The 22,084-nt window shown below is 71.6% G+C and carries 21 protein-coding genes; 11 read left to right on the top strand and 10 right to left on the bottom strand.

Going from position 1 to position 22,084, the window contains the following annotated elements; all coding sequences use genetic code 11:
- Nucleotides 1-14: 14 nt before the first annotated feature.
- Nucleotides 15-1,232, top strand: a complete 1,218-nt coding sequence (locus tag OG709_RS31100) for an aminotransferase class I/II-fold pyridoxal phosphate-dependent enzyme (RefSeq protein ID WP_266645950.1) — start codon at nt 15-17, stop codon at nt 1,230-1,232.
- Between the two features lie 31 nt (nt 1,233-1,263).
- Nucleotides 1,264-2,445 carry an MBL fold metallo-hydrolase gene (locus OG709_RS31105; protein WP_250302672.1) on the top strand — a complete coding sequence of 394 codons (1,182 nt, stop codon included), beginning with the start codon at nt 1,264-1,266 and terminating at the stop codon, nt 2,443-2,445.
- Nucleotides 2,446-2,459: 14 nt separating this feature from the next.
- Here OG709_RS31105 and OG709_RS31110 read toward each other — a convergent pair whose 3' ends face one another.
- From OG709_RS31110 to OG709_RS31135, 6 genes are all read right to left on the bottom strand, one after another.
- A complete protein-coding gene (locus OG709_RS31110) occupies nt 2,460-3,128 on the bottom strand; it encodes a response regulator (protein WP_266645947.1) in 669 nt (222 codons plus the stop codon).
- On the bottom strand, nt 3,125-4,438 hold the full coding sequence (locus OG709_RS31115) for a sensor histidine kinase (protein ID WP_443068559.1): 1,314 nt from the start codon (nt 4,436-4,438) through the stop codon (nt 3,125-3,127). Before OG709_RS31115 ends, OG709_RS31110 begins: the two co-directional genes overlap by 4 nt.
- Nucleotides 4,431-5,591, bottom strand: a complete 1,161-nt coding sequence (locus OG709_RS31120) for an acyltransferase family protein (RefSeq protein WP_250302674.1) — start codon at nt 5,589-5,591, stop codon at nt 4,431-4,433. The genes OG709_RS31115 and OG709_RS31120 overlap by 8 nt, the downstream gene beginning before the upstream one ends.
- Nucleotides 5,584-6,558, bottom strand: a complete 975-nt coding sequence (locus tag OG709_RS31125; RefSeq protein ID WP_250302675.1) for an alpha/beta hydrolase — start codon at nt 6,556-6,558, stop codon at nt 5,584-5,586. Before OG709_RS31125 ends, OG709_RS31120 begins: the two co-directional genes overlap by 8 nt.
- 174 nt (nt 6,559-6,732) lie before the next feature.
- On the bottom strand, nt 6,733-7,368 hold the full coding sequence (locus tag OG709_RS31130) for a DedA family protein (protein WP_329168512.1): 636 nt from the start codon (nt 7,366-7,368) through the stop codon (nt 6,733-6,735).
- A complete protein-coding gene (locus tag OG709_RS31135; RefSeq protein WP_329168514.1) occupies nt 7,365-8,135 on the bottom strand; it encodes an MBL fold metallo-hydrolase in 771 nt (256 codons plus the stop codon). Before OG709_RS31135 ends, OG709_RS31130 begins: the two co-directional genes overlap by 4 nt.
- A gap of 231 nt (nt 8,136-8,366) precedes the next feature.
- On the opposite strand from OG709_RS31135, the gene OG709_RS31140 reads away from it, so the two are divergent.
- Entirely contained in the window at nt 8,367-10,439 is a 2,073-nt protein-coding gene (locus OG709_RS31140; RefSeq protein WP_329168516.1) for a phage holin family protein, read from the top strand.
- A 63-nt stretch (nt 10,440-10,502) separates the two neighbouring features.
- Here OG709_RS31140 and OG709_RS31145 read toward each other — a convergent pair whose 3' ends face one another.
- Nucleotides 10,503-12,560, bottom strand: a complete 2,058-nt coding sequence (locus OG709_RS31145) for a phosphocholine-specific phospholipase C (RefSeq protein WP_250302682.1) — start codon at nt 12,558-12,560, stop codon at nt 10,503-10,505.
- 171 nt (nt 12,561-12,731) lie between these two features.
- On the bottom strand, nt 12,732-13,190 hold the full coding sequence (locus OG709_RS31150) for a MarR family winged helix-turn-helix transcriptional regulator (protein ID WP_329169238.1): 459 nt from the start codon (nt 13,188-13,190) through the stop codon (nt 12,732-12,734).
- A gap of 133 nt (nt 13,191-13,323) precedes the next feature.
- On the opposite strand from OG709_RS31150, the gene OG709_RS31155 reads away from it, so the two are divergent.
- From OG709_RS31155 to OG709_RS31170, 4 genes are all read left to right on the top strand, one after another.
- A complete protein-coding gene (locus OG709_RS31155) occupies nt 13,324-14,727 on the top strand; it encodes an NADP-dependent succinic semialdehyde dehydrogenase (RefSeq protein ID WP_329168519.1) in 1,404 nt (467 codons plus the stop codon).
- 40 nt (nt 14,728-14,767) lie between these two features.
- Entirely contained in the window at nt 14,768-15,184 is a 417-nt protein-coding gene (locus OG709_RS31160; protein ID WP_329168520.1) for a hypothetical protein, read from the top strand.
- A 51-nt stretch (nt 15,185-15,235) separates the two neighbouring features.
- Nucleotides 15,236-15,919 carry a phosphoribosylanthranilate isomerase gene (locus OG709_RS31165; protein ID WP_329168522.1) on the top strand — a complete coding sequence of 228 codons (684 nt, stop codon included), beginning with the start codon at nt 15,236-15,238 and terminating at the stop codon, nt 15,917-15,919.
- A gap of 118 nt (nt 15,920-16,037) precedes the next feature.
- Nucleotides 16,038-16,262, top strand: coding sequence for a hypothetical protein (locus OG709_RS31170; protein ID WP_250302687.1), 225 nt, complete (start codon nt 16,038-16,040; stop codon nt 16,260-16,262).
- Between the two features lie 41 nt (nt 16,263-16,303).
- Here OG709_RS31170 and OG709_RS31175 read toward each other — a convergent pair whose 3' ends face one another.
- Nucleotides 16,304-17,110, bottom strand: a complete 807-nt coding sequence (locus OG709_RS31175; protein ID WP_250302690.1) for a helix-turn-helix domain-containing protein — start codon at nt 17,108-17,110, stop codon at nt 16,304-16,306.
- 50 nt (nt 17,111-17,160) lie between these two features.
- On the opposite strand from OG709_RS31175, the gene OG709_RS31180 reads away from it, so the two are divergent.
- Complete coding sequence (locus OG709_RS31180) at nt 17,161-17,466, top strand: 4a-hydroxytetrahydrobiopterin dehydratase (RefSeq protein WP_250302692.1); 306 nt, start codon at nt 17,161-17,163, stop codon at nt 17,464-17,466.
- Nucleotides 17,467-17,607: 141 nt separating this feature from the next.
- Nucleotides 17,608-18,471, top strand: coding sequence for a class I SAM-dependent methyltransferase (locus tag OG709_RS31185; protein ID WP_329168526.1), 864 nt, complete (start codon nt 17,608-17,610; stop codon nt 18,469-18,471).
- 130 nt (nt 18,472-18,601) lie between these two features.
- On the opposite strand, the gene OG709_RS31190 is transcribed toward OG709_RS31185, so the two are convergent.
- Nucleotides 18,602-19,438 (bottom strand): aldo/keto reductase, encoded by an 837-nt coding sequence (locus OG709_RS31190; protein ID WP_250302695.1) that lies wholly within the window; start codon nt 19,436-19,438, stop codon nt 18,602-18,604.
- A gap of 320 nt (nt 19,439-19,758) precedes the next feature.
- Here OG709_RS31190 and OG709_RS31195 point away from each other — a divergent pair, with 320 nt between their 5' ends.
- Both OG709_RS31195 and OG709_RS31200 read left to right on the top strand, forming a co-directional pair.
- Entirely contained in the window at nt 19,759-20,943 is a 1,185-nt protein-coding gene (locus tag OG709_RS31195; protein WP_326693661.1) for a glycoside hydrolase family 88/105 protein, read from the top strand.
- A 135-nt stretch (nt 20,944-21,078) separates the two neighbouring features.
- Complete coding sequence (locus OG709_RS31200; RefSeq protein ID WP_329168529.1) at nt 21,079-22,071, top strand: chitinase; 993 nt, start codon at nt 21,079-21,081, stop codon at nt 22,069-22,071.
- Nucleotides 22,072-22,084 lie beyond the last annotated feature (13 nt).

Genomic DNA, 22,084 nt, shown 5'->3' on the forward strand with positions numbered 1-22,084 from the left:
GCGGAGGTACGGGCATGCAGCGGACGGTTCCGGAGAGCCGCGGCCCTGTCCGCTACGGACCACTCGCTCCGGGCCCCGGCCTGCCGGTGCTTCCCGAGCTCGCCGCCGTACTCGCCGGGGCCGCCCCGCGCATCGCCCCCGAACCGCCGGGCGGCGGCGCCGCGTTGCGCGAGGCCGCCGCAGGCTACTGGACCCGGCGCGGACTGGGCTGCGGGCCCGCGGACATCGCCGCCGCCGGAGGAGCCCCGTCGCTGCTCCTCGCCCTGCTCGCCGCGGACCACGGGGACCTGCTGGTGCCCCGTCCGTGCCCCGCCTGGTGGATACCGCAGGCCCGTCTCCTCGGCCGGTCCGCCTACCCGGTGCCGACCCCGGCGGAGTGCGGCGGGGTCCCCGACCCGTACGCGCTCCTGGAGACCGTGCGCAGAGTGCGGGACGAGGGCGGTGACCCCCGGCTGCTGCTGCTCTCCGTGGCCGACGACCCGACCGGCACGGTCGCGCCGCCCGAGGTGGTGCACGAGGCCTGTGAGGCCGCCGTCTCCGCCGGGCTGCACATCATCAGCGACGAGACCTGGAACGACACCCGCCACCGGCCGCGCAGGACCGTGCTCCTCAGCCCCGCCGAGATGTGCCCGGAGGCGGTGACCGTCCTCGTCGATCCGGCCGGATCGCTCATCCCGACCGCCTGGCCGGTGGCCGTCGCCCGGTTCCCGGACACGGCCGACGGGGCCACCCGGCGCGCCAGGACCCTCGACGTCATCACGGCGATCGGCACGGTGGTGGCCGGACCGGTCGCAGCCGCCGCCGCCCACGCGCTGAGCGAGCCGGACGCCGTACGGGAGAGGGCCGGGCAGGCGGCCCAACTGTACGGACGGGTGGCCGGCGCCGCGCACCGGGCGGTGCTCGCCGCGGGCGCGCTGGCCCGCCCTCCGCAGGCGGGCCGGCACTTCTACGCCGACCTCGGGCCGCTGCGCCCGGGGCTGGAGTCCCGGGGCGTCACCGACGCCATGGAACTGGAGGACTACCTGGACCGGCGGATCGGGGCCCCGGCGCCGGGCGGCCATCGTTTCGGGGACGATCCGGCCGCGCTGCGGGTGCGTTTCACGACGGGCCCGCTCCTCGGGTCAACCCCGGAGGAACGTCTGGAGTCCCTCACCTCGGCGGAGCCACTCGAACTGCCGCATGTGGCCCGTGCGTTGAGTCATTTCACGTCGGCCCTGGAGCAACTGCGATGAATTCCTCACCGCCACCGGACGGAGCCCCTCGATGACGGAACAGACCGAGAGCTCCCTCGCCGAGCCGCCGTCGCACCAGCAGCGTCAGCCGGAGCCGGACGTCCGGCGTCCGGACCGGGGCCCGTCCGTCGCAGGCCCGTCCGCTCCTGGCCGGTCCGCTCCGGGCCGGTCCACCGCAGGCCCGTCCACTCCCGGTCCGTCCGTCGCAGGCCGGTCCACCGCGCAGGCGTCCGCACCGACCCGCACCCGGCCGCCGGGCGTCCTGCGTCCGCCGGGCGAGATCCGCAGCTGGCCGAAGTCCTTCGCCGACCGCCTCACCGCCCCGCTGCCAGGGGTCCGGGCGATGGCCCGGCTGGCCCGCGAAGGCGCCGCCCGCCCGAGGCCCGAGGGGCTCCGCGACATCCCGTTACTGCCCTACGCCCCCGCCCCACTGCCCGAGACCGACACCACCACCGTCGCGGTCACCTGGGCAGGGCACGCCAGTTGGGTGGTGCGCATCGGCGGACTCACCGTCCTCACCGACCCGGTCTGGTCGCGCAGGATCCTCGGCACGCCGGCCCGGGTCACCCCGGTCGGCGTCCGCTGGGCGGACCTCCCGCGGATCGACGCGGTGGTCATCAGCCACAACCACTACGACCATCTGGACGCCCCCACCCTCAAACGCCTCCCGCGCGACACCCCGCTCTTCGTCCCGGCCGGTCTGGGCCGCTGGTGCAGGCGCCGCCGCTTCACCCGGGTCACCGAACTCGACTGGTGGGAAGCGGCCGAGACCGGTGGCGTCCGGCTCGACTTCGTGCCCGCCCACCACTGGTCCAAGCGCACCCTCACCGACACCTGCCGTTCGCTCTGGGGCGGCTGGGTGCTCAGCGACCAGCAGGGGCAGCGCGTGTACTTCGCGGGCGACACCGGATACGGCCGCTGGTTCAAGGAGATCGGCCGCCGCCATCCCGGCATCGACCTGGCACTGCTGCCGATCGGGGCGTACGACCCCCGCTGGATGCTCGGCCCCGTGCACACCGACCCCGAGGAGGCGGTCGCGGCCTGCGAGGACCTCGGTGCGCGCCGGATGGCTCCCATGCACTGGGGAACGTTCCTGCTCTCGGCCGAGCCGGTGCTCGAACCGCTGACCCGGGTCCGGGCCGCCTGGCAGCTCGCGGGGCGCCCGCGCGACGAACTGTGGGACCTCCCGGTGGGCGGGTCCCGCGTCCTGTGAGCCGGTGGCCGCCGTCACGGCCCGGCCGGGCGCACCAGCCCCGTCTCGTACGCGAAGACCGCGGCCTGGGTCCGGTCGCGCAGCCCCGACTTGACCAGGATCCGGCTCACATGGGTCTTCACCGTCTGCTCCGCGACCACCAGCCGCCCGGCGATCTCCGCGTTGGACAGCCCCTGCGCGATGAGTGACAGGACCTCGGTCTCGCGTCCGGTCAGGTCTCCTACGCGTTCCTTGAGCGGGGCGCGGGGGGCGTCGGCCATCCGGGAGAACTCGGCGATGAGGCGCTTGGTGATGTTGGGGGAGAGCAGGGCGTCACCGGCCGCCACCACCCGTACCGCCCGCGCGAGTTCCTCGGCCGAGGCGTCCTTCAGCAGGAACCCGGACGCGCCCGCGCGCAGCGCCTCGTACACGTACTCGTCCAGGTCGAACGTCGTCAGGACGAGGACCTTGACGGTCGCGCCGGCCGGTCCGGTGACCTGGCGGGTCGCCTCGATGCCGCCGATTCCGGGCATCCGGATGTCCATCAGGACGACGTCCGGGGCGAGTTCGGCCACCTTGGCCACCGCGTCGAGGCCGTCCACCGCCTGACCGACGACCTCGATGCCGGGTTCGGCGTCGAGCAGCACCGTGAACCCCTGACGGACCATCATCTGGTCGTCGGCGATCAGTACGCGGATGGTCATACGGAATCCTCCAGGGGGAGCACGGCCACGACCTCGTACCCCCCTCCGGGGGTCGGCCCGTTGGCGAAGTCACCGCCCAGCATGGCAGCGCGCTCGCGCATACCGAGCAGCCCGTGTCCCATCCCCCGCCCGGGTACGGGAGTTCCGCCCGGCGCGGTGTTGGCGACCCGGACCGTGACCCCGGCCGACCGGTACCCGATCTCCACCCGGGCCGTCGCGTCGGGTGCGTGACGCAGCACGTTGCTGAGCGCCTCCTGCACGATGCGGAAGACGGTCAGCTCCACACCGGGAGGGAGCGGGCGCCGTCCGCCGGTGGTCTCGGAGACGACCGTGAGCCCGGCCCCGCGTACTTTGCCGATCAGCTCGTCGAGCCGGCCCAGCGTGGGCTGAGGCGCGTGCCGCAGCCCTTCGGACGAGGCGTCCTCGTAGCGCAACACGCCCAGCACCCGCCGCAGTTCGTTCAGCGCGTCGACGGCGTTCTCGCGGATGCCCGCGAGGTTCTCCGTCAGCTCGTCGGACGGGTCCTCGACCAGATGGCGGGCCACCTGCGCCTGGATGGAGATCACCGACATGTGGTGGGCGACCACGTCGTGCAGTTCACGGGCGATGCGGTTGCGCTCCTCCAGCAGGGTGCGCCGGGCCCGTTCCTCGGCGGTCAGCCCCGCCTGGGTGACGACTTCGCTGCGGGCCACCCGCAGGCCGCGCAGCGAGGCGCCGACCACCACGGTGGCGAGGAGGACCGGGATCGCGCGCGGAGTGTCGTAGTTGTGGACCTGGGTGGTGAAGGCGCTGCAGACCAGCCCGGTCAGCAGGGTGATCGCCAACGCCTCGGCCGAGCGCCGCGGATGGACCCGCAGCGCCAGCAGGAACAGCGCCCCGCCCTGGAGGGCCATCCCGGTCGGACTCCAGGGGAACAACAGGTCCGGGCTCACCACCGGCTCCCCGACCCGCAGGACCACGGCCGTGAGGGCCGTCATCGCCCACCAGGCGGTCAGCGGCCGGTACACCCCGGCGACCAGCGCCGCGCCCTGGAGCAGGGCGAGAAGGACGGTGTACGCGGGGATTCCGGAAACCCCGTCGTGCGGCACCATGTCCTGCACGTGGAACACCGCGACCGGCACCGCCCCGAACAGCAGGAGCATCACGAACACCGGGCGCCAGGCGGCCCATCCCGGAGTTCCCGCCGGCGGCAGCGGATCGACGGGCGCGGTCCAGAGGTCCTCGCGCAAGGTGCGCGGCAGCCTCCGCAGGGCCCCCGCCAGATGCTCCTTGTCCCACGCCTTCCCCGTCACACGCGTCACCCTAGGCATGCCGCGCCCCCCTGTTCACTGCCGGTACCCCTTCCCGTACGACCGTGGAGCCACGCCGCCGCCCCTGCTCGTAGGTACGGAACGCCGTCCAGCACACCAGCAGCGCCACCGCGAACACCGGCAGCCAGGCCAGCCGGGCGTACACCCATCCCGGGCCGTCGGGGACGGTGTGCAGGCCGGGCAGCGTCCGCCCGGTGAGCATGCCGACCGCGGTGACCGCCATCATCGAGGTCTGGTGCCAGAGGAAGACCGTCATCGCGGAGAGGTTGACCAGCGCCACCGCGGCCCAGAGGGCGGGGCGGCGCAGCACCCGGCGCAGCGGACCGAGCAGCAGGACCGCCGCCCCGCACTGGGCGAGACCGAAGGCGACCGCCGCCAGCGTGGGCGGATCCAGGTTGGATATCGCGGCGCCCGGCACCCCGACCATGGAGGCCGGGTAACCGGCGAACAGAACGAGGAGAACCGTGCCGGCCGCGCCCCCGATCAGCAGGGCCCACCCGGTCCGGCGCCCCCGCAGCCCGCCGCGTGCCCAGACCGCGCCGAGCGAGTACGGGACCAGCCAGCCGGCCGCCACATTGATCCAGCCGAGCCAGGACGGCCCGCCGAGACCGAACCGGATCAGGTCGACATGGAGCACGACGGCGACGGGCCACAGCGGGTGCACCCGGGCGACCAGCGGGGTCGCCGCGGTCAGCGCCGCGAAGACCAGCAGGAACCAGAGCGGTGACAGCACCAGCTTCAGCAGCGCGTACAGGGTGTCGAGGCCGACCCCGGAGACGAGCATCGCGACCGAGGCCACCGCCCACACCACCAGGACGGCGGCGACCGGCCTGCTCAGCCGGGCCGTTCGGGCGCCCAGCCACTGCCCGTACGTCGTGCCCCGGGCGCGGGCCGCGGCGTAACTCCGCGTCCCCACCCGCCCGCCCACCAGGAAGAAGACCGCCAGGGTCTGGAACACCCAGGAGACCGGGGTGAGTCCGGGCATGTGCTGGAGCGGGCTGGCGGCGTGCACGGTACCGCTGTCCACGACCAGGGCGCTCACCAGCCAGTGGCCGAGCACCACACCGAGGATGGCGAGGGCGCGCAGCGCGTCGACGGCCCGGTCACGGTCGGGCGGCGTCGCGGCATCGATGCGCCGGACGAGGTCACGCATGACGGTCCTCCTCGGAAGGGGTCTGCCCCGAGACGATCCGGGCGAGGTTCCGCAACGGTTCGGAACCGGGTTTCAGGTAGTCGCTGTGGCTGCCGTGGCCCGCAGCGAAGACCCGGGCGCCGAACTTCGGCGAGACCGGATCGGCGCCCAGTCCGACCGTGAGGAACGGGAGCCGGAGCTGTACGTGCGGCACGTCGGAGATCCAGTCACCGCTGCTCCGGCCCGCCCAGACGGTGGCCCGTGTGTGCAGCGCCGCGGCGCTGCTCGCCCCGGCGCCGGGGCTGCCGAACAGGACGATGTCCGACACCCCGGCCCCGAGCCCCGACGCGGCCCGGCCGCACACCACCGATCCGTAGGAATGGCACAGGACGGAGATGCGGGCGGTGGGTTCGATCGCGCCCAACTCCGCCGTGAACGTGCGCAGAGCGGGGGCGGCGGCGTTCGCGCGGCCGGGGGTCAGCACCGCGGGGCTCACCGTGCCCGGTGTCCCGTACCCGAGCCAGGCGACGACGGCGGACCCGCGGCCCAGCTCGTGCTGGAGCGCCGCGGCGCCGTTCCGGAGGCGCCCGTACCGGTCCAGGTCGGTGTCCGACCCCGGGACCAGTACGGCGATCCGCCCGGCCCGGAACAGGTCGCCGAACACCTCGGCGGTGCGACCCCCGTCGCGGCCGTCGAAGGTGAGGAAGTGACGCGCGGGCTTCGCCATGGCGCGCAGCGCGGCGGCCCGCTTCCGGTCACCGTGGGCGGTGGCCGCGTGCTCGGCCGCCACGACGTCCGCACGGGTGGCCGCGTACCGCTCGGCGAGGGTCGCGGGGGTCACCGCCCGCAGGGGTGAGAGGTGCGCCGGTGCGGGGGCCGGGACAGCCGCTGGGCGGGCCGCCCCCGACACCGGCACGGCCACCGAAGCGGTGACGAGGGCGGCGAGCAGGGCGCGGCGCAAGCGGCTGCTGCGCGGGCGGGACTCCATGGAGGACGGTCCTTCCGTACCGGGTGACGGTCGTGCTTTCCGGTACCGAAGTTAGGGAGCGCCCCCTGTGGCCGGCGTCCCGCGGACGGCCGAACCTTCCTGGTAGCTCTGAAGTACTACGGGGCCTACAGGGAAGGGTCGATCGGGCTCAAGAGCCGCTGTGCGCGGGCCCGTTCAGCGGGCCGCGGGCGATCCGGTACGGGCGGCCCGGATCCTGCGCCACCCCGCGGGCGCCCCGCTGACCAGCAGCGTCAGCGCGACCGCCACGACCACGCCCTTCCACGGCTCGTCGAACAGCGAGCCGCCGAGTATCCCGATGAGCTGGTACGCGGCGGCCCAGGCGAGACAGGCCGGTACGTCCGCGAGGGCGAACCTGCGCAGCGGCATCCCGCCGAGCAGGCAGGCCAGCATCACCGGGATCCGTCCGGCCGGCACCAGCCGGGAGAGGACCAGCACCGACTTGCTGTGCTTGTCGAGCCTCTTCTGGGTGCTCACCAGACGTGCCTGCGGGACCCGCTTGCGCAGCGCCTCCAGCCAGCGCGAACCGTTCCTGGAGTGCACGCCGCGCCGGCCGAGCCAGTACAGCGTGAGGTCCCCGAGGAACGCGGCGCAGGACGCGACGGCGAACACGAAGAGCAGGGCGAACGGGTCCGTCTGGTGCAGGGCGACCACGGCCGCCGAACTCACCAGCGCCCCCGTGGGTACCACCGGGACCAGGGACCCCAGCACCACCAGCAGGAACAGCGACGGGTAGCCGACGGCCTGCTGGGTGGACTCCGCCGGTACCTGGCTCACGAGTTCAGGGATCACCGGGCCACCTCGGGCCGCACCTGTTCGCCGTGCGCGAGCCGGTACACCGACACCTCGGGCGCCAGCAGCGCCGCCTGCCGGACGAACTCGTCGCCGGGCGTGTGGAATTCGTGCGGGCGGACCCCGTCCATCCCGACCGGCCAGTACGTGCCGTAGTGCACCGGGACGGCCGAGCGCGGTCGCAGGGCCGTCAGCGCCTCGGCGGCCCGCCGCGCGTCCAGGTGTTCCTGCCCGAGGAAGGGGCCCCAGCCGCCGACCGGCAGCAGCGCCACGTCGACCTCGCCGACCGCCTCCGCCATCGTGTCGAAGAGCCCGGTGTCCCCGGCGAAGTAGGTCCGCGCCTCACCGCTGATCACGAAGCCGAGCGCGGGCGCCCGCTGCGGCCCGAGCGGCATCCGGCGGCCGTCGTGGCGCGCGGGGACCGCCCGGACGAGCAGATCCGCGACCCGCACCTCGTCACCCGCGACGACCTCGGTGAGGTCCAGGCGGAGCCGCCGCAGCCCCGGCACGGCGCGGCTCGTGCCCCGGGGCGCGATCAACCGGGTGCCGGGTGCCAGCCGCGCCAGGGACGGCAGATGCAGATGGTCGGCGTGCAGGTGCGAGATGAGCACGGCCTGGGCGGCCGTGGCTCCGGCCGGTGGCACGGCGCCGCGACGGCGCCGGAGATGGGCCAGCCGACGGGCGAAGAGCGGGTCGGTGAGCACCCGGACACCGGAGTCCTCGACCGTACAGGTGGCATGGCCCCACCAGGTCACATCGACCGGCACCTGCCGTCTCCTCACGCTCGGATCCCCGGGAACTCCCGGACGTCTCGGAACCCCCGGATTCCTGTACGACCCTATGCGGCCCGGTCCGCAAATGGGGAGTGAGGCCCCGTCCACGGGAGTCCGCGGGTTCCGTGACCAGGGCTCCCCGCGGTGACCTGGTCCGACTCCGGTCCTGTGAAAAACTGGCCGGCGGGCCCGCACGGGGTCCGACGGACGTGAGGTGGCAGAGGCGTGGCCGCAAGGCGATGGCACAGGGTGGGCAGCGCTCTGTTCCGGGTGATCGTGGTGTGGGCGGTGTCCACCCTCACCATGCTGGTCCTCGCGGGGATCCTGCCGGACTTCAAGCTGGAGTCCGACAACGGCGACAGCGCCACCACGGTGGCGATCACCGCCGGGTGGGGCGCCGGTGCGTTCGGACTGCTGAGCGCGCTGGTCTGGCCACTGGTCGTACGGGCACTGCTGCTCGTCCCGGCGCTCGTGCTCGGCCTGCTGGTCTTCTTCCTGAACGGCTCGCTGCTGCTGGTCGCCCTCAGCCTCATCCCGAACGGGCGCGGCGCCTCCAACCCGGAGACCGCGGTGGTCGTCGCGGCCGTGATGTCCGCCGTCGCCTCCGCCACCTCCACCTCGCTCGCGGTGCGCGACGACGAGGCGTACCGGCGACGGCTCTCCCGGCTGGCTTCCCGGCGGCGGCGCAGACAGGGCGAGGGCATGAGCCGCGGCGGGCCGCACGGCACGGTCTTCCTCCAGCTCGACGGCGTCGGCCACGCGGCGCTGCTGCGCGCGGTCGAGGACGGGCTGATGCCCACGCTCGCCGGATGGATCGGCTCCACCCACCGGCTCGACGCCTGGCGCACCGACTGGTCGAGCCAGACCGGCGCCAGCCAGCTCGGCATCCTGCACGGCTCCAACCACGACGTCCCGGCCTTCCGCTGGTACGAGAAGGACACCGGCGACGTCATGGTCTGCAACCGGCCGGCCAGCGCCGCCGAACTGCAGCGGCGGGCGGTGGAGCACTCCGGCGACGCCGGCCTGCTCATGGTGGACGGCGCGAGCCGGGGCAATCTCTTCAGCGGTGGCGCCGACGAGCTGGCCCTGGTGCTCTCGGTCGCCGCGCGGCGGGACCGGCACCACCGCTCCCGCGCCGGCTACTTCGCGTACTTCTCGGACCCGGCCAACGCGGTACGCACCGCGATGTCGTTCTTCGCCGAGGTCGGCCGGGAGATGGGCCAGTCGACACGGGCCCGCGCGCGTCAGGAGCAGCCACGGATCAAGCGCGGCGGTCTCTACCCGTTCATCCGGGCCTTCGCGACCGTGGTGGAGCGCGACGTGGTGGTCACCGCGGTGATCGGCGACATGTTCGCCGGACGCACCGCGGTCTACGCCGATCTCGTCGCGTACGACGAGGTGGCGCACCACAGCGGGCCGCGCAGCCGGGACGCGGCGAAGGTGCTGGCCCGTCTGGACCGTTCGCTGGCGATGATCGCGAAGGTCGAGGAGCACGCCCCCAGGCCGTACCGGATCGTGCTCCTCTCCGACCACGGGCAGAGCCCCGGCCAGACCTTCGAGGGGGCGTACGGCCTCACCCTGAAGGATCTGGTGCGGGCGGGCTGCGGGCTGCCGGTACCGCGCAGGGCGCAGCGCACCGAGAGCGGTTCGGAGGCACGGGCCGCGGTGCGCGTGGCGCTGCACCGGCCGGTGCCGGCCGATGGCGAGCCGTCGCCGGAGCCGGGGTCCGACCCGGTCGTGCTGGCTTCCGGCAATCTGGGGCTGATCTCCTTCCCTGACGCGCCGGGACGGATGACCCGCGAGCAGTTGGACCGCCGCCACCCGGCGCTGCTGCCGACGCTGGCCAACCACCCGGGGATCGGGTTCCTGCTGATGGGCAGCGCCGAGCACGGTTCGGTGGTGCTCGGGGCGGGCGGCGTCGAGGTGCCGGTCGTGGAGCTGACCGACGGCGAGGGGCCGCTCGCGCCGTTCGGCCCCGGCGCGGCGGACGCCGTGCGGCGGACCGACGCCTTCCCGCACGTCGCCGACATCATGGTCAATTCGATGTACGACCCGGGGACCGGCGCCGTGCATGCCTTCGAGGGCCAGATCGGCTCGCACGGCGGCCTGGGCGGCGAGCAGTCGGCTCCCTTCCTGCTGTCGCCGCTCGCCCTCTCCGCGCCGGTACCCGAGGGCGGCGACCTGGTCGGAGCCGAGCAGGTGCACCGCGTCCTGCGGCGCTGGCTGGCCGAGGACCAGGGCCCGCAGGTTCCGCTGGGCCCCGCGACGGACGGCGCCCCCTCCGGCGAGTCCGCCTGAACGGGGACCGTACCGGCGCCGGAACGTCTGCCGGCGCCGGTACCCCGTCACCCCTGTCGGCGGTCAGCCGGTGATGATCGCCGGGTCGCTCACCCCGGGCCTGCCGTTCTCGACGTGCCCGGCGAACCGGCGCAGGAAGGCGCTGTCGGTGTCGGACACCACCGACAGGTCGTACCAGCGCCGGGTGGAGCGCAGATCCACCGTGTGCACCACGCTGCTCCCCGCGCGCACCGTGAAGGTCTGGCCCTGCCCGCCGTACGCGTTGGTGACCGTCACGTGGCAGTCGCCGCTGCCCGCGTTGGTCATCGTCAGCTCCACGGAACCGTCGGACGCGCGGTGGCGGGCGGTCACCTCCGGCCCGGCGGTGGAGCCGGGGCCGCGGAAGGTGCGCAGGAACCCGTTGGGGCCGAACACCGACAGGTCGTAGGAGCCCTGTGAGTAGGCCGCGTTCCAGGTGTCGGAGATCTGCTTGCCGGCCTCGGTGGTGTACGACCACGGGCCGTCCCCGCGGTTCGCGGACGTGACCGTGAAGCACGCCCCGGCCGACGCGCCCCCGCTGAAGGTGAGGGTGAACTTCCCGGTGGACGGTGTCGCCGATCCGTCCACCAGCGGGGCGTACGGCAGCGGCCTGGTGGGACGGGAGCCCGCTTCCTGCTTCGGCAGAGCCGGGTCGGAGGGCGCCTTCGGTACGTAACTGTCGTGCCGCTTCTGGTCCGGCGGCCGGAAGCCGTCGGTGTCGGGAAGGGCGGCGGGGCCGGAGTCGTTCAGCCCGAAGTCGAAGGCGGAGGTGAGGTCACCGCAGATGGCCCGCCGCCACGGCGAGATGTTCGGCTCGTGCACGCCGAAGCGCCGCTCCATGAACCGGATGATCGAGGTGTGGTCGAAGACCTCGGAACAGACGTAGCCGCCGGTGCTCCACGGCGACACGACGGTCATCGGAACGCGCATGCCGAGCCCGTACGGTCCGGCGATGTGGCTGATGTCGCCCGGGTACCAGTCGAGCGAGGTGTCCACGGTGGAGGCGCCGCGGTCGGCGGAGGACGGGGGGAACGGCGGGACCGCGTGGTCGAAGTAGCCGTCGTTCTCGTCGTAGGTGACGAACAGCGCGGTCCTGCTCCACACCTCGGGGTTGGAGGTGAGTGCGTCCAGCACCTGCGAGACGTACCAGGCGCCGTAGTTGGCGGGCCAGTTGGGGTGTTCGGAGAAGGCTTCCGGGGCGACGACCCAGGAGACCTGCGGCAGCGTGCCGTCCTTGACGTCCGCCCGGAGGTGGTCGAAGAAGTCGTCGCCGTTCTTGGCGTTCGTGCCGGTGCGCGCCTTCTCGTAGAGCGGATCGCCGGGCTTGGCGTTGCGGTACGAGTTGAAGTACAGCAGCGAGTTGTCACCGTAGTTGCCGCGGTAGGCGTCGTCGATCCAGCCCCACCCGCCCGCGGCGTCCAGCCCGTCGCCGGTGTCCTGGTAGATCTTCCACGAAACGCCGGACTCCTCCAGGCGCTCGGGGTACGTCGTCCAGTCGTATCCCGCCTCGGCGTTGCCGAGCACCGGGCCGCCGCCCTTGCCGTCGTTGCCGACATGGCCGGACCACATGTAGTAGCGGTTGGGGTCGGTCGCCCCCATGAACGAGCAGTGGTAGGCGTCGCACACCGTGAACGCGTCGGCGAGCGCGTAATGGAACGGAATGTCCTTGCGGGTCAGATGGGCCATGGTGCCCGCGGTCTTGGCCGGAATCCACTGGTCGTACTTGCCCTGGTTCCAGGCCCAGTGGGCGGTTGTCCAGTCGTGGTCGAGGCCCGCGATGAACTGCATCCCGAGGTCGTCGGCGTCCGGGTGGTACGGCAGGACGTCCGTGAAGAGGTTCGACTGGTTCCAGACCGGCTTGCCGCCGACGGGTGTCACCGGGCGCGGGTCGCCGAAGCCGCGGACGCCCTTCATCGAGCCGAAGTAGTGGTCGAACGAACGGTTCTCCTGCATCAGGACGACTATGTGCTCGATGTCCTTGATGGTGCCCGAGCGGCGCTTCGCGGGAATGGCGGCGGCACGGTCGATGCTGTTCGAGAGGGCCGAGAAACCTGCGGTCGCGCCCGCGATCTGGAGGAAGCGGCGCCGATTGAGCTGTGGCATGAGTGAGGAGCCTCTCGCGGTGTGAGGGGAAGGGGCCAGCTGAGTGTTTCCAGAGGAGGGGGAGAAAAGGAAGAGGCAGCGACCGTCGAGTGGATGTATGAGGCACTCAGTACGGGCAACCTGGCTGATTTCAGCCCCTGGACACACTGCTTCCCGTCATGTACCGCCGCATCAGGCTGACTTCGGCTCCATGAAGACCACGGGCACCTCGTTGGCGCGCACCACCCGTCCGAGCACGGCCGCCAGCCGGTCGCGCTCCGCCGGACCGATGCCGTCGGCCAGCGCCTCCATCCGCGCGGTCGTGTCCGCGTAGAAATCCCCGGCGACGGTACTGCCGTCCACCGTCAGCGCCACCCGGACCGCCCGTCTGTCCTGCGGGTCCGGCTCGCGGCGCACCAGGCCGCGCCGCTCGGCCCGATCCACCAGCCCGGTCAGGCTGGACTTCTCCAGCCCCAGCATGGTGCTCAGCTCGCTCATGCCGCGCGGCTGCGCCATCAGTACGCAGACCAACTGGGCCTGCTGCACCGGCAGTCCGTACCCCCGGCTCGCCTCCGTGTACACGGCCTGCACCAGGAACGCCGTCCGTACCAGTGCTGCCGCGAACCCGGCTGGCTGCTCACCTTTGGCCATGTCCATGCCGCCAGCATAGGGGGATGGTTCGTGCCGCGAATCATCGCGGGCGGCCCACGGCGCCGGGCCGCCCGCGTTGCGGGCGCGCACCGGGGGCGGCAGGGTCGGAAGGGAGTACGAGGAGGCCCCACCCATGCCCATTGCCACGGTGAACCCCGCGACCGGCGAGACGCTCCGCACTTTCGACGCGCTGAGCGCCGAGGAGACCGAGCAGCGGATCGCGGTGGCCCACGCGACGTTCCTGCAGTACCGCACCACGGAGTTCTCCGAGCGGGCGCGACTGCTGCACCGTGCCGCCGACCTGCTGGACAAGGATCAGGACGACATCGCCCGCACCATGACGACCGAGATGGGCAAGCCGGTCGCCGCCGCCCGTGCCGAGGCCGCGAAATGCGCCAAGGCCATGCGCTGGTACGCGGACAACGCCGCCGCACTGCTGGCCGACGAGCACCCCTCGGCCGCCGATGCCGCGGACTCCGGCGCTTCCCGTGTGTACACCCGTTACCGGCCGCTGGGCGTGGTGCTGGCCGTCATGCCGTGGAACTTCCCGCTCTGGCAGGTCGTGCGGTTCGCCGCGCCCACGCTGATGGCCGGGAACGCGGGCCTGCTCAAGCACGCGTCGAATGTCCCGCAGACCGCGCTCTACCTGGAGGATCTCTTCCGGCGGGCCGGATTCCCGCACGGCTGTTTCCAGACCCTGCTGATCGGCTCCCGGGCGGTCGAGGCGGTCCTGCGCGACCCGCGGGTGGTGGCGGCGACCCTCACCGGCAGCGAACCGGCGGGCCGCTCGGTGGCCGCCGTGGCGGGTGACGAGGTCAAGAAGACCGTGCTGGAGCTGGGCGGCAGCGATCCGTACATCGTGATGCCCTCGGCCGACATCGAGCGGGCCGCGGCGACCGCGGTGACGGCGCGGGTGCAGAACAACGGACAGTCCTGCATCGCGGCCAAGCGCTTCCTCGTCCACACCGATGTCTACGACACCTTCATGGAGCACTTCACCACCCGGATGGGGGCCCTGAAGGTCGGCGACCCGCTGGACGAGTCCACCGACATCGGCCCGCTCGCCACCGAGCAGGGCCGGACGGACCTGGAGGAGCTGGTGGCCGATGCCGTACGCCTGGGCGCGACGGCGCTCTGCGGCGGCGGGCGTCCGACCGGACAGGACCGCGGCTGGTTCTTCGCCCCCACCGTCCTCATGGGCATCACCACCGACATGCGCATCCACCACGAGGAGGCCTTCGGGCCGGTGGCGTCCATCTACCGGGTGACGAGCGCGGCCGAGGCGGTGGAGCTCGCCAACGACACGCCCTTCGGCCTCAGTTCGAACGTATGGACCCGGGACGAGGAAGAAGTGGACCTCTTCGCACGGGACCTGGAGGCCGGCGGGGTCTTCTTCAACGGCATGACCGCGTCCCACCCCGCGCTGCCCTTCGGTGGCATCAAGCGCTCCGGCTACGGACGTGAACTGTCCGGCCACGGCATCCGGGAGTTCTGCAACATCACCACGGTCTGGCACGGAGCGGAACCGGGCGAGTGAACTCCCGTACCCAGCGGACACCGCAAGGAAAGTGAGCACCATGGCCGACACGCGAAGCCCCGGCACGAAGAGCCCCGGCACGGAACACTCCAGCGCGGAACACTCCAGCACCCTGGTCACGGTGGAGCTCACCGGGAGCACGAGAGAGGACGCGGCGGCCGTCTTCGGCGCCCTGCGCAAGGGGTTCGCCTGCGACCGCCCCGTCGAGGACAGGCCGCAGACGGAGATCCCGGGCCGTCCCACGGTGTGGACGGCGTCCTTCGAAGTGGCGGACGGCGCCCCGGGAAGACTGGGAACCGCCACCCTGAAGGAGTCCGTCGAGGCCACGGTGCAGGGCAGTTACCACGCCGTGGACCAGCTGCGCACCGCCCTGGACGGGACGTTCGCCGTGCGGGACCTGGGCGAGGCCTTCGGGGATCAGGAGAAGGAGCTGGAACTCCGGCTGACGAACCGGTAGCCGCGCGCACATGGTGCAGGATCAGGGAGAACGGGGTGCGGGATCAGGGAGATGGGAAGAGGCTCGATGTACGTCAAGATCTGCGGTCTGCGCACCGCTGAGACCCTCGATGCCGCGGTCGGCGCGGGCGCGGATGCCGTGGGCTTCGTCTTCGCCCCCGGCAGCCCGCGGCTGATCGACGCCGAGGCGGCCCGTGCGCTGTCCGAGCGGGTACCCGACACGGTCGAGACCGTCGGTGTGTTCCGGCGACAGCCGGTCGAGGAGGTCCTGGCGACGGCTTCGACCGTGGGTCTCACCACGGTCCAGCTCCACGGGGACGAGGGAGACGCGGACTTCGAGCGGCTGCGCGCCGCCGGGTTCCGGACGATCCGTGCGATGACCAGTGCGGCGTACCTCGCGCGCCCGTCGCTGGACCCCGCGGACCGGCTGCTCATCGACGCGCCACTGCCGGGCGGCGGTACCCGCTTCGACACCGGGTCCCTGCGGACGCGGCCTCCGCAGGGATTCTGGCTCCTGGCCGGCGGTCTGGACCCCTCGAACGTGGCCGCGGCCGTACGGTCGGCGAACCCCGGCGGCGTCGATGTCTCCAGCGGGGTCGAGTCGTCGAGGGGTGTCAAGAGTGCCGGCCTGATCCGCCGGTTCGTCGGGGCCGCACGCGGAGCCGACAGCCCGAAGACCTTTCCGGCACAGGTCGTCCTCGTGCGTGACGACGCCCCGGCCCGACGCGGCTCTTGAGCACAGGGAACCAAGAACTGGAATGACGGTGGGCAGGGTCGGCGGCACAAAAGGAGCGGATTCGCTCCGGATGCCGATCCATGTGCCGGAGCGGAGAATTGCAGGAACGGAGGTGGACATGGAATACGTCATGCAGGCCGATCTGGAAGACGGTTCTTCACCCACGGACGAGCACCCCACGGTGCGGTTCTGGCACATGGTGCACGTCAGTGAGGAGACCGCTCTGTGCGGGCGCGAGCTGGACCCGGCGGCCCCCAAGCAGTCGCCGGACACCTGGGGGACCCCGGAGAGCCAGCCTTTCTGCCACACCTGTGGCGCGCTGTATCTGCGACAGGTTCCTTGAGGGCCTCTCGTCCGGATCGGGCGGGATTTTCCACACGCGGCTCAGGAGGGCAGCGACTGGAGATAGGTGACCGTAGCCGGGTCGGCCGGCAGGAACGTCTCGATCGCCAGTTCGGCCACCGTCACATCCATCGGGGTGTTGAAGGTGGAGATGGACGAGATGAAGGAAAGCACCTGTCCGTCGTGCTCGATCTCCAGCGGCAGCGCGAAGCGGGATGCGGGACCCGGGCTCCCCGGCCCTTCCCGGGCGTCCGCGCCGGGGTACGGATACCCGGCGACCTCCTCGTACAGCTCACGCAGCGGACCGGAGCGCGCCAGCGCGATCTGACGCTCCATCTGGTTCAGCAGATGCCCCCGCCACTCCCGGAGATTGCGGATGCGCGGGGCGAGCCCCGCCGGATGCAGGGACAGCCGCATCGAGTTGAGGGGCGGCACGAGCAGGTGCTCCGGCAGTCCTTCGAGGAGCATCTCGATCCCGCGGTTGGCGGCGACGACGTTGTACATGCCGTCGACGACCACCGCCGGGTACGGCTCGTACCCCTGGAGCAGCTGCTGGATGCCCTCGTGCAGCGCACCCATCGAGGGATCGTCGAGTGTCGTCTCCGCGTACCTGGGCGCGTAGCCCGCCGCCAGCAGAAGGGCGTTGCGCTCCCGCACGGGGATGTCCAGGTGCTCGGCGAGACGCAGGATCATCTCCTCGCTGGGGCGCGAACGGCCCGTCTCGATGAAGCTGATGTGGCGGGCCGACGAGTCGGCCCGCAGGGCCAGTTCCAGCTGGCTGACCCGGCGCTGCTGACGCCATTCGCGCAGCAGTGGCCCCATCCCGGTGTCGATTGCGACAGTTGTCATACGCAGACCGTAACGTCGCGAGGACCGTTTCCCGGAAGGAGTCCTGGAACATGCCCACAGAACCGCTGTCACCGAAGGAGACCGAGGACCGGCTGGGGGAGCTGCCCGGCTGGTCCCTGGAAGGGGACAGGATCGCCCGCACCTACCGGCTGGCGAACCACTTCGCGGCCACCGCGATGGTCGTCCACATCGCCCAGATCCAGGAGGAACTGGGGCACCACTCGGACCTGACCCTCGGGTACAACATCGTCGCGCTGCGCGTGCACACGCACGACGCGGGCGGCGCGGTGACCGGGAAGGACTTCGCCCTGGCCCGGCGGGTGGAGGAGATCGCCCCCGGCCACGGCGCGAGCTGACACCCGGGCGGACAGCGGAGCCGGGAGCGCTGCGAACAGAGCCGGAGTGAACCCGTGCCGCGACCGGTGTCCCGGAGCCGAGCTCTGCCGTAACGGCAACGCCACGCACGGAATCGGCCCGGGGCGGGGCAGGGTGGCCCCATGAGCCATCATCACGACACCACGCACCTGGACTGGGACGTCATGGCGCCGCTCCTCGAACGGGGCGCCGAACTGTACCGCCCCGTGTACGAGCGGGCGGCGGCCTGGGTCGCCGGGCAGGTCCCGGTGGCCGCCGTCCGCCGGGTCCTGGACATCGGCAGCGGCCCCGGGGTCGTCTCCTGTCTGCTCGCCGAGGTGTTCCCGTACGCCGAAGTGGTCGCGGTCGACGCCACCCCGGGGCTGCTGGACCGGGCCCGTGCGCGGGCCGAGCACGCGGGTCTCGGCGACCGTGTCCGTACCCGCCATGCCGAACTTCCGGACGGTGTATCCGAGTTGGGCGATGCCGACCTGGTCTGGGCGGGCAACTCGCTGCACCATGTCGGCGACCAGCGGGCCGCGCTCGACGGATTCGTGCGGTTGCTGCGGCCGGGCGGCACGGTGGTCCTGTGGGAGGGCGGTCTGGCCCCCCGCCATCTGCCGCGTGACATCGGTTTCGGCAAGCCGGACCTGGAGGCGCGCATCGAGGCCGCCGCGGCGGAGTGGTTCGCCGAGATGCGGGCTGCGTTGCCCGGAGCGAAGCGTGAAGTCGAGTACTGGCGTGCGCTGTTGGCCGATGCCGGGCTGTCGCCGAGCGGCACCCGGTCGTTCCTCCTCGACATCCCGGCGCCGCTGCCCGGCGTCGTACGCGAACAGGTTCTCGCGCACTTCACCCGGCAGCGCGAAGTGCTGGCGGACAAGCTGTCCGCGGAGGATCAGGCGACGCTCGACCGGCTGCTGGACCCCGCGGATCCGCAGGGGCTGCGGCTGCGCGGCGACTCCTGCCTGCTGACGGCGCGGACGGCGCACACCGCGCGCCGCGGCTGACCGGGCCGGCCGGCCGGGACGCTCTCCTCGTCACACGTCTGCGAAACACGTCCGCGAAACACGTCCGCGGACACGGTGGCGCCGCCCGGCCCGGAGCCGGGCGGCGCCACCGTGTCCGCCCCGCGGCCGATCAGGCGCCGATGTTCATGGCAGCCGGGTCGGGGCCGATGCGCTTGCCTTCGTCCAGCGCGGCGATGCCCGCCAGGTCGTCGGCGTCCAGCTCGAAGTCGAAGACGTCGATGTTCTCCTTGATCCGCGACGGGGTCACGGACTTGGGGATCACCACGTTGCCCGTCTGGAGGTGCCAGCGCAGCACTACCTGGGCGGCGCTGCGGCCGTGCTTCTGGGCGATCGCGACGATCGTCGGGACCTCCAGCAGGCCCTTGCCCTGGCCGAGCGGGGACCAGGCCTCGGTGTGGATGCCGTGCTCCGCGTGGACGGCGCGCGACTCGGCCTGCTGGAGCTGCGGGTGCAGCTCGATCTGGTTGACGGCCGGGACCACGGAGGTCTCGCCCATCAGCCGCTTCAGGTGGTCGGGAAGGAAGTTGGAGACCCCGATGGTCTTGGCGCGGCCGTCCGCGAGGATCTTCTCGAAGGCCTTGTACGTGTCCACGTAGGCGTCCTTGGACGGGACCGGCCAGTGGACCAGGTACAGGTCGACGTAGTCGAGGCCGAGCTTGGCCAGCGAGGTGTCGAAGGCGCGCAGGGTGGAGTCGTAGCCCTGTTCGGAGTTCCACAGCTTCGTGGTGACGAAGAGTTCGTCACGCGCGATCCCCGATGCGGCGAGTGCCCTGCCCGTGCCCTCCTCGTTGCCGTAGATCGCGGCGGTGTCGATGCTGCGGTACCCGGCCTCCAGCGCGGTGCCGACGGCCTTCGTGGCCTCGTCGTCGGCGACCTGCCAGACACCGAAACCGAGCTGCGGCATGCGGGCACCGTTGTTGAGCGTGATGAAGGGGACCTTGCTCACGAGCGGTCGACTCCTTTTGTTACTTCGTCGGTTGATAACTCCATGGTCAACGATCACGCGCTGCGACCCATTCCCGCCCCCGCCGGCCCCACGGTGGCTGGAAAGTAGTCCGATCTCTTCGGTGCGGCCCGTTTCTCTTCAGTGCAGCCCATTGACCGCAACACGTCAACACGCAACCCTGGACCGCACCACTGAACAGAGAACACATCCCTGAACAGTTGTTGCATCATCGGTCGCCAGTCATCCGTCAGAGTCGTCGCACTCCTGCTTGACAGCTCCGATGTCTCCCCTCCCATCTTGATCGACCCACAGAGGTGGTCATGAAGAGATCAAGGGCTCCACGACTACTCGCCGTGCTCGCCGCCGCGCTCCTCGCCGTCACGGGTCTCACCGTTCCCGCCGCGGCCTCCGGGAAACCGGCCCGCGGCTCCGCGCCCACCGACTGGTCGGTGGCCGTGACCGAATCCACGATGGCCCGCTACACGCCGACCACGATCGGCAGCTGGTCCTACCCCGTCGGGCTGTATCTCTACGGTCAGTACCTCACCTACCAGCGCACGCACGACACCCGGTACCTGACGTACATCAAGAACTACGTCGACCGCTTCGTCGACGGCGACGGAGTCATCGGCCAGAGCTTCAACAGCCTCGACAGCATGGAGGCCGGCCGTCTCCTGGTCGTCCTGCACCACGAGACCGGCGACCCGCGCTACGCCACAGCGGCCAAGCAGATCCGCGACCGGCTGAACACCTACCCGCGCACGGCCGACGGCGGGTTCTGGCACGCCGACACCGCCAGCCGGGCCCACCAGCTGTGGGGCGACGGCGTCTACATGATCACGCCGTTCCTCGTCGAGTACGGCCACGAATTCGGCGACGAGGCCTACACGAACGCCGAGGCGACCAGACAACTCACCGTGTACGGAAGCCACTTGCAGGTGGCCAACGGGCTGCTCCGGCACGCCTACGACGAATCCCGGACCGCGGAATGGTCCGACCCGTCGACCGGACTGGCGCCGGAACACTGGTGCCGCGCCGTCGGCTGGTACACGATGGCCGCCGTCGACGTCCTCGACGGCACGCCCCGCGACCAGCCCCACCGCGGGCAGTTGCTCACCGTTCTGCGCAAGCTCGCGGCCGGGATCGAGCACTACCAGGACCCGGCCACGGGGCGTTGGTTCCAGGTGATGGACAAGGGGGCCGACGCCGGGAACTGGACGGAGACGTCCTGTTCCAGCATGTTCACCTACGCCCTGTCCCGCGCGGCCCAGCAGGGTTACGTCGACAAGCACTACGCGAAGGTCGCGCAGCGCGGCTACCGGGGTGTCCTCGACGAGCTGTCCGTCGGCCCGGACGGGCTGACGGACCTCGCCGACATCTCGATCGGCACCAACGTCGGTGACTATGCGTACTACACCGGCCGCACCAGGGCGACCAATGACTTCCACGGCCTCGGCGCTTTCCTGATCATGAACGAACAGCTCGCCCGGCCCGCTCCACGCTGACCGGGCAGCCAACACCACTGCGCACGACGGGTGTTGACTCTGTCGGAACTCTTGACAAGCCAGGTTCGGGAACGCTGATATGCGGTGTCGGTTAGGAAGGTTTCCTAACCGTCCTCGGAAAGGACGGCCCCCCACATGCGCAGAGTAACCGCGATCCCCGCAGCGGCCCTCGGCCTGGCGTCACTCGTCGCCCTCGCCCCTTCGGCCGGTGCCACCGGGAACGCCGCTCCCGCAGCGGCTCCCGGTGCCATGGCGGCAGCCCCGTACGAATACCTCGGCTGGGGCAACCCGCAGAAGCCGGCCGATGTCATGGCGGCCACCGGCGTGAAGTGGTTCACCCTCGCCTTCGTCCTCTCCGACGGGGGCTGCAACCCCAAGTGGGACGGTGACCGGGCGTTGAAGGGCGGCTCCGACGAGTCCGCCATCAAGGCCATCCGGGCCAAGGGTGGCGATGTCGTCGTCTCGGTCGGCGGCTGGAGCGGGAACAAACTGGGCGAGAAGTGTTCCAGCGCCTCGGCGCTGGCCGGGGCGTACCAGAAGGTGATCGACGCGTACGGCCTCAAGGCGCTCGACATCGACATCGAGGACACCGAGTTCAGCAACGGCACGGTCCGCCAGCGCGTCGTCGACGCGCTGAAGATCGTCAAGTCGAAGAACGCGGGCATCGTGACGTACGTGACGATGGGCACCACCCCGAGCGGTCCCGACTCCACGGGCAAGGACCTCATCAAGAAGGGCGCGGCGGCCGGACTCGCCAATGACGGCTGGGTGATCATGCCGTTCGACTTCGGCAGTCACAGCGGTTCGATGGGGCAGGCCACGGTCAGCGCCATGGACGGCCTCAAGTCCGCTGTGAAGAGCGCCTACGGATACGACGACGCCACCGCCTACCAGCACATCGGCGTCTCGTCGATGAACGGCACGACGGACGAGTCCGACGAGACCGTCACCACCGGGGACTTCAACACGATCCTGGGCTACGCGCAGCAGCACCACATCGCACGGTTCGCCTTCTGGGCCGTCAACCGGGACCGGCAGTGCGGTTCCGGGAGCGACGGCGACGCGTGCAGCGGGATCTCGCAGTCGCCGTACGCGTTCACCAAGATCGCCGTCAAGTACACCGGCTGAGGCGGCGGACGAG

It is taken from the genome of Streptomyces sp. NBC_01267 (assembly GCF_036241575.1).
Classification (GTDB): Bacteria; Actinomycetota; Actinomycetes; order Streptomycetales; family Streptomycetaceae; genus Streptomyces.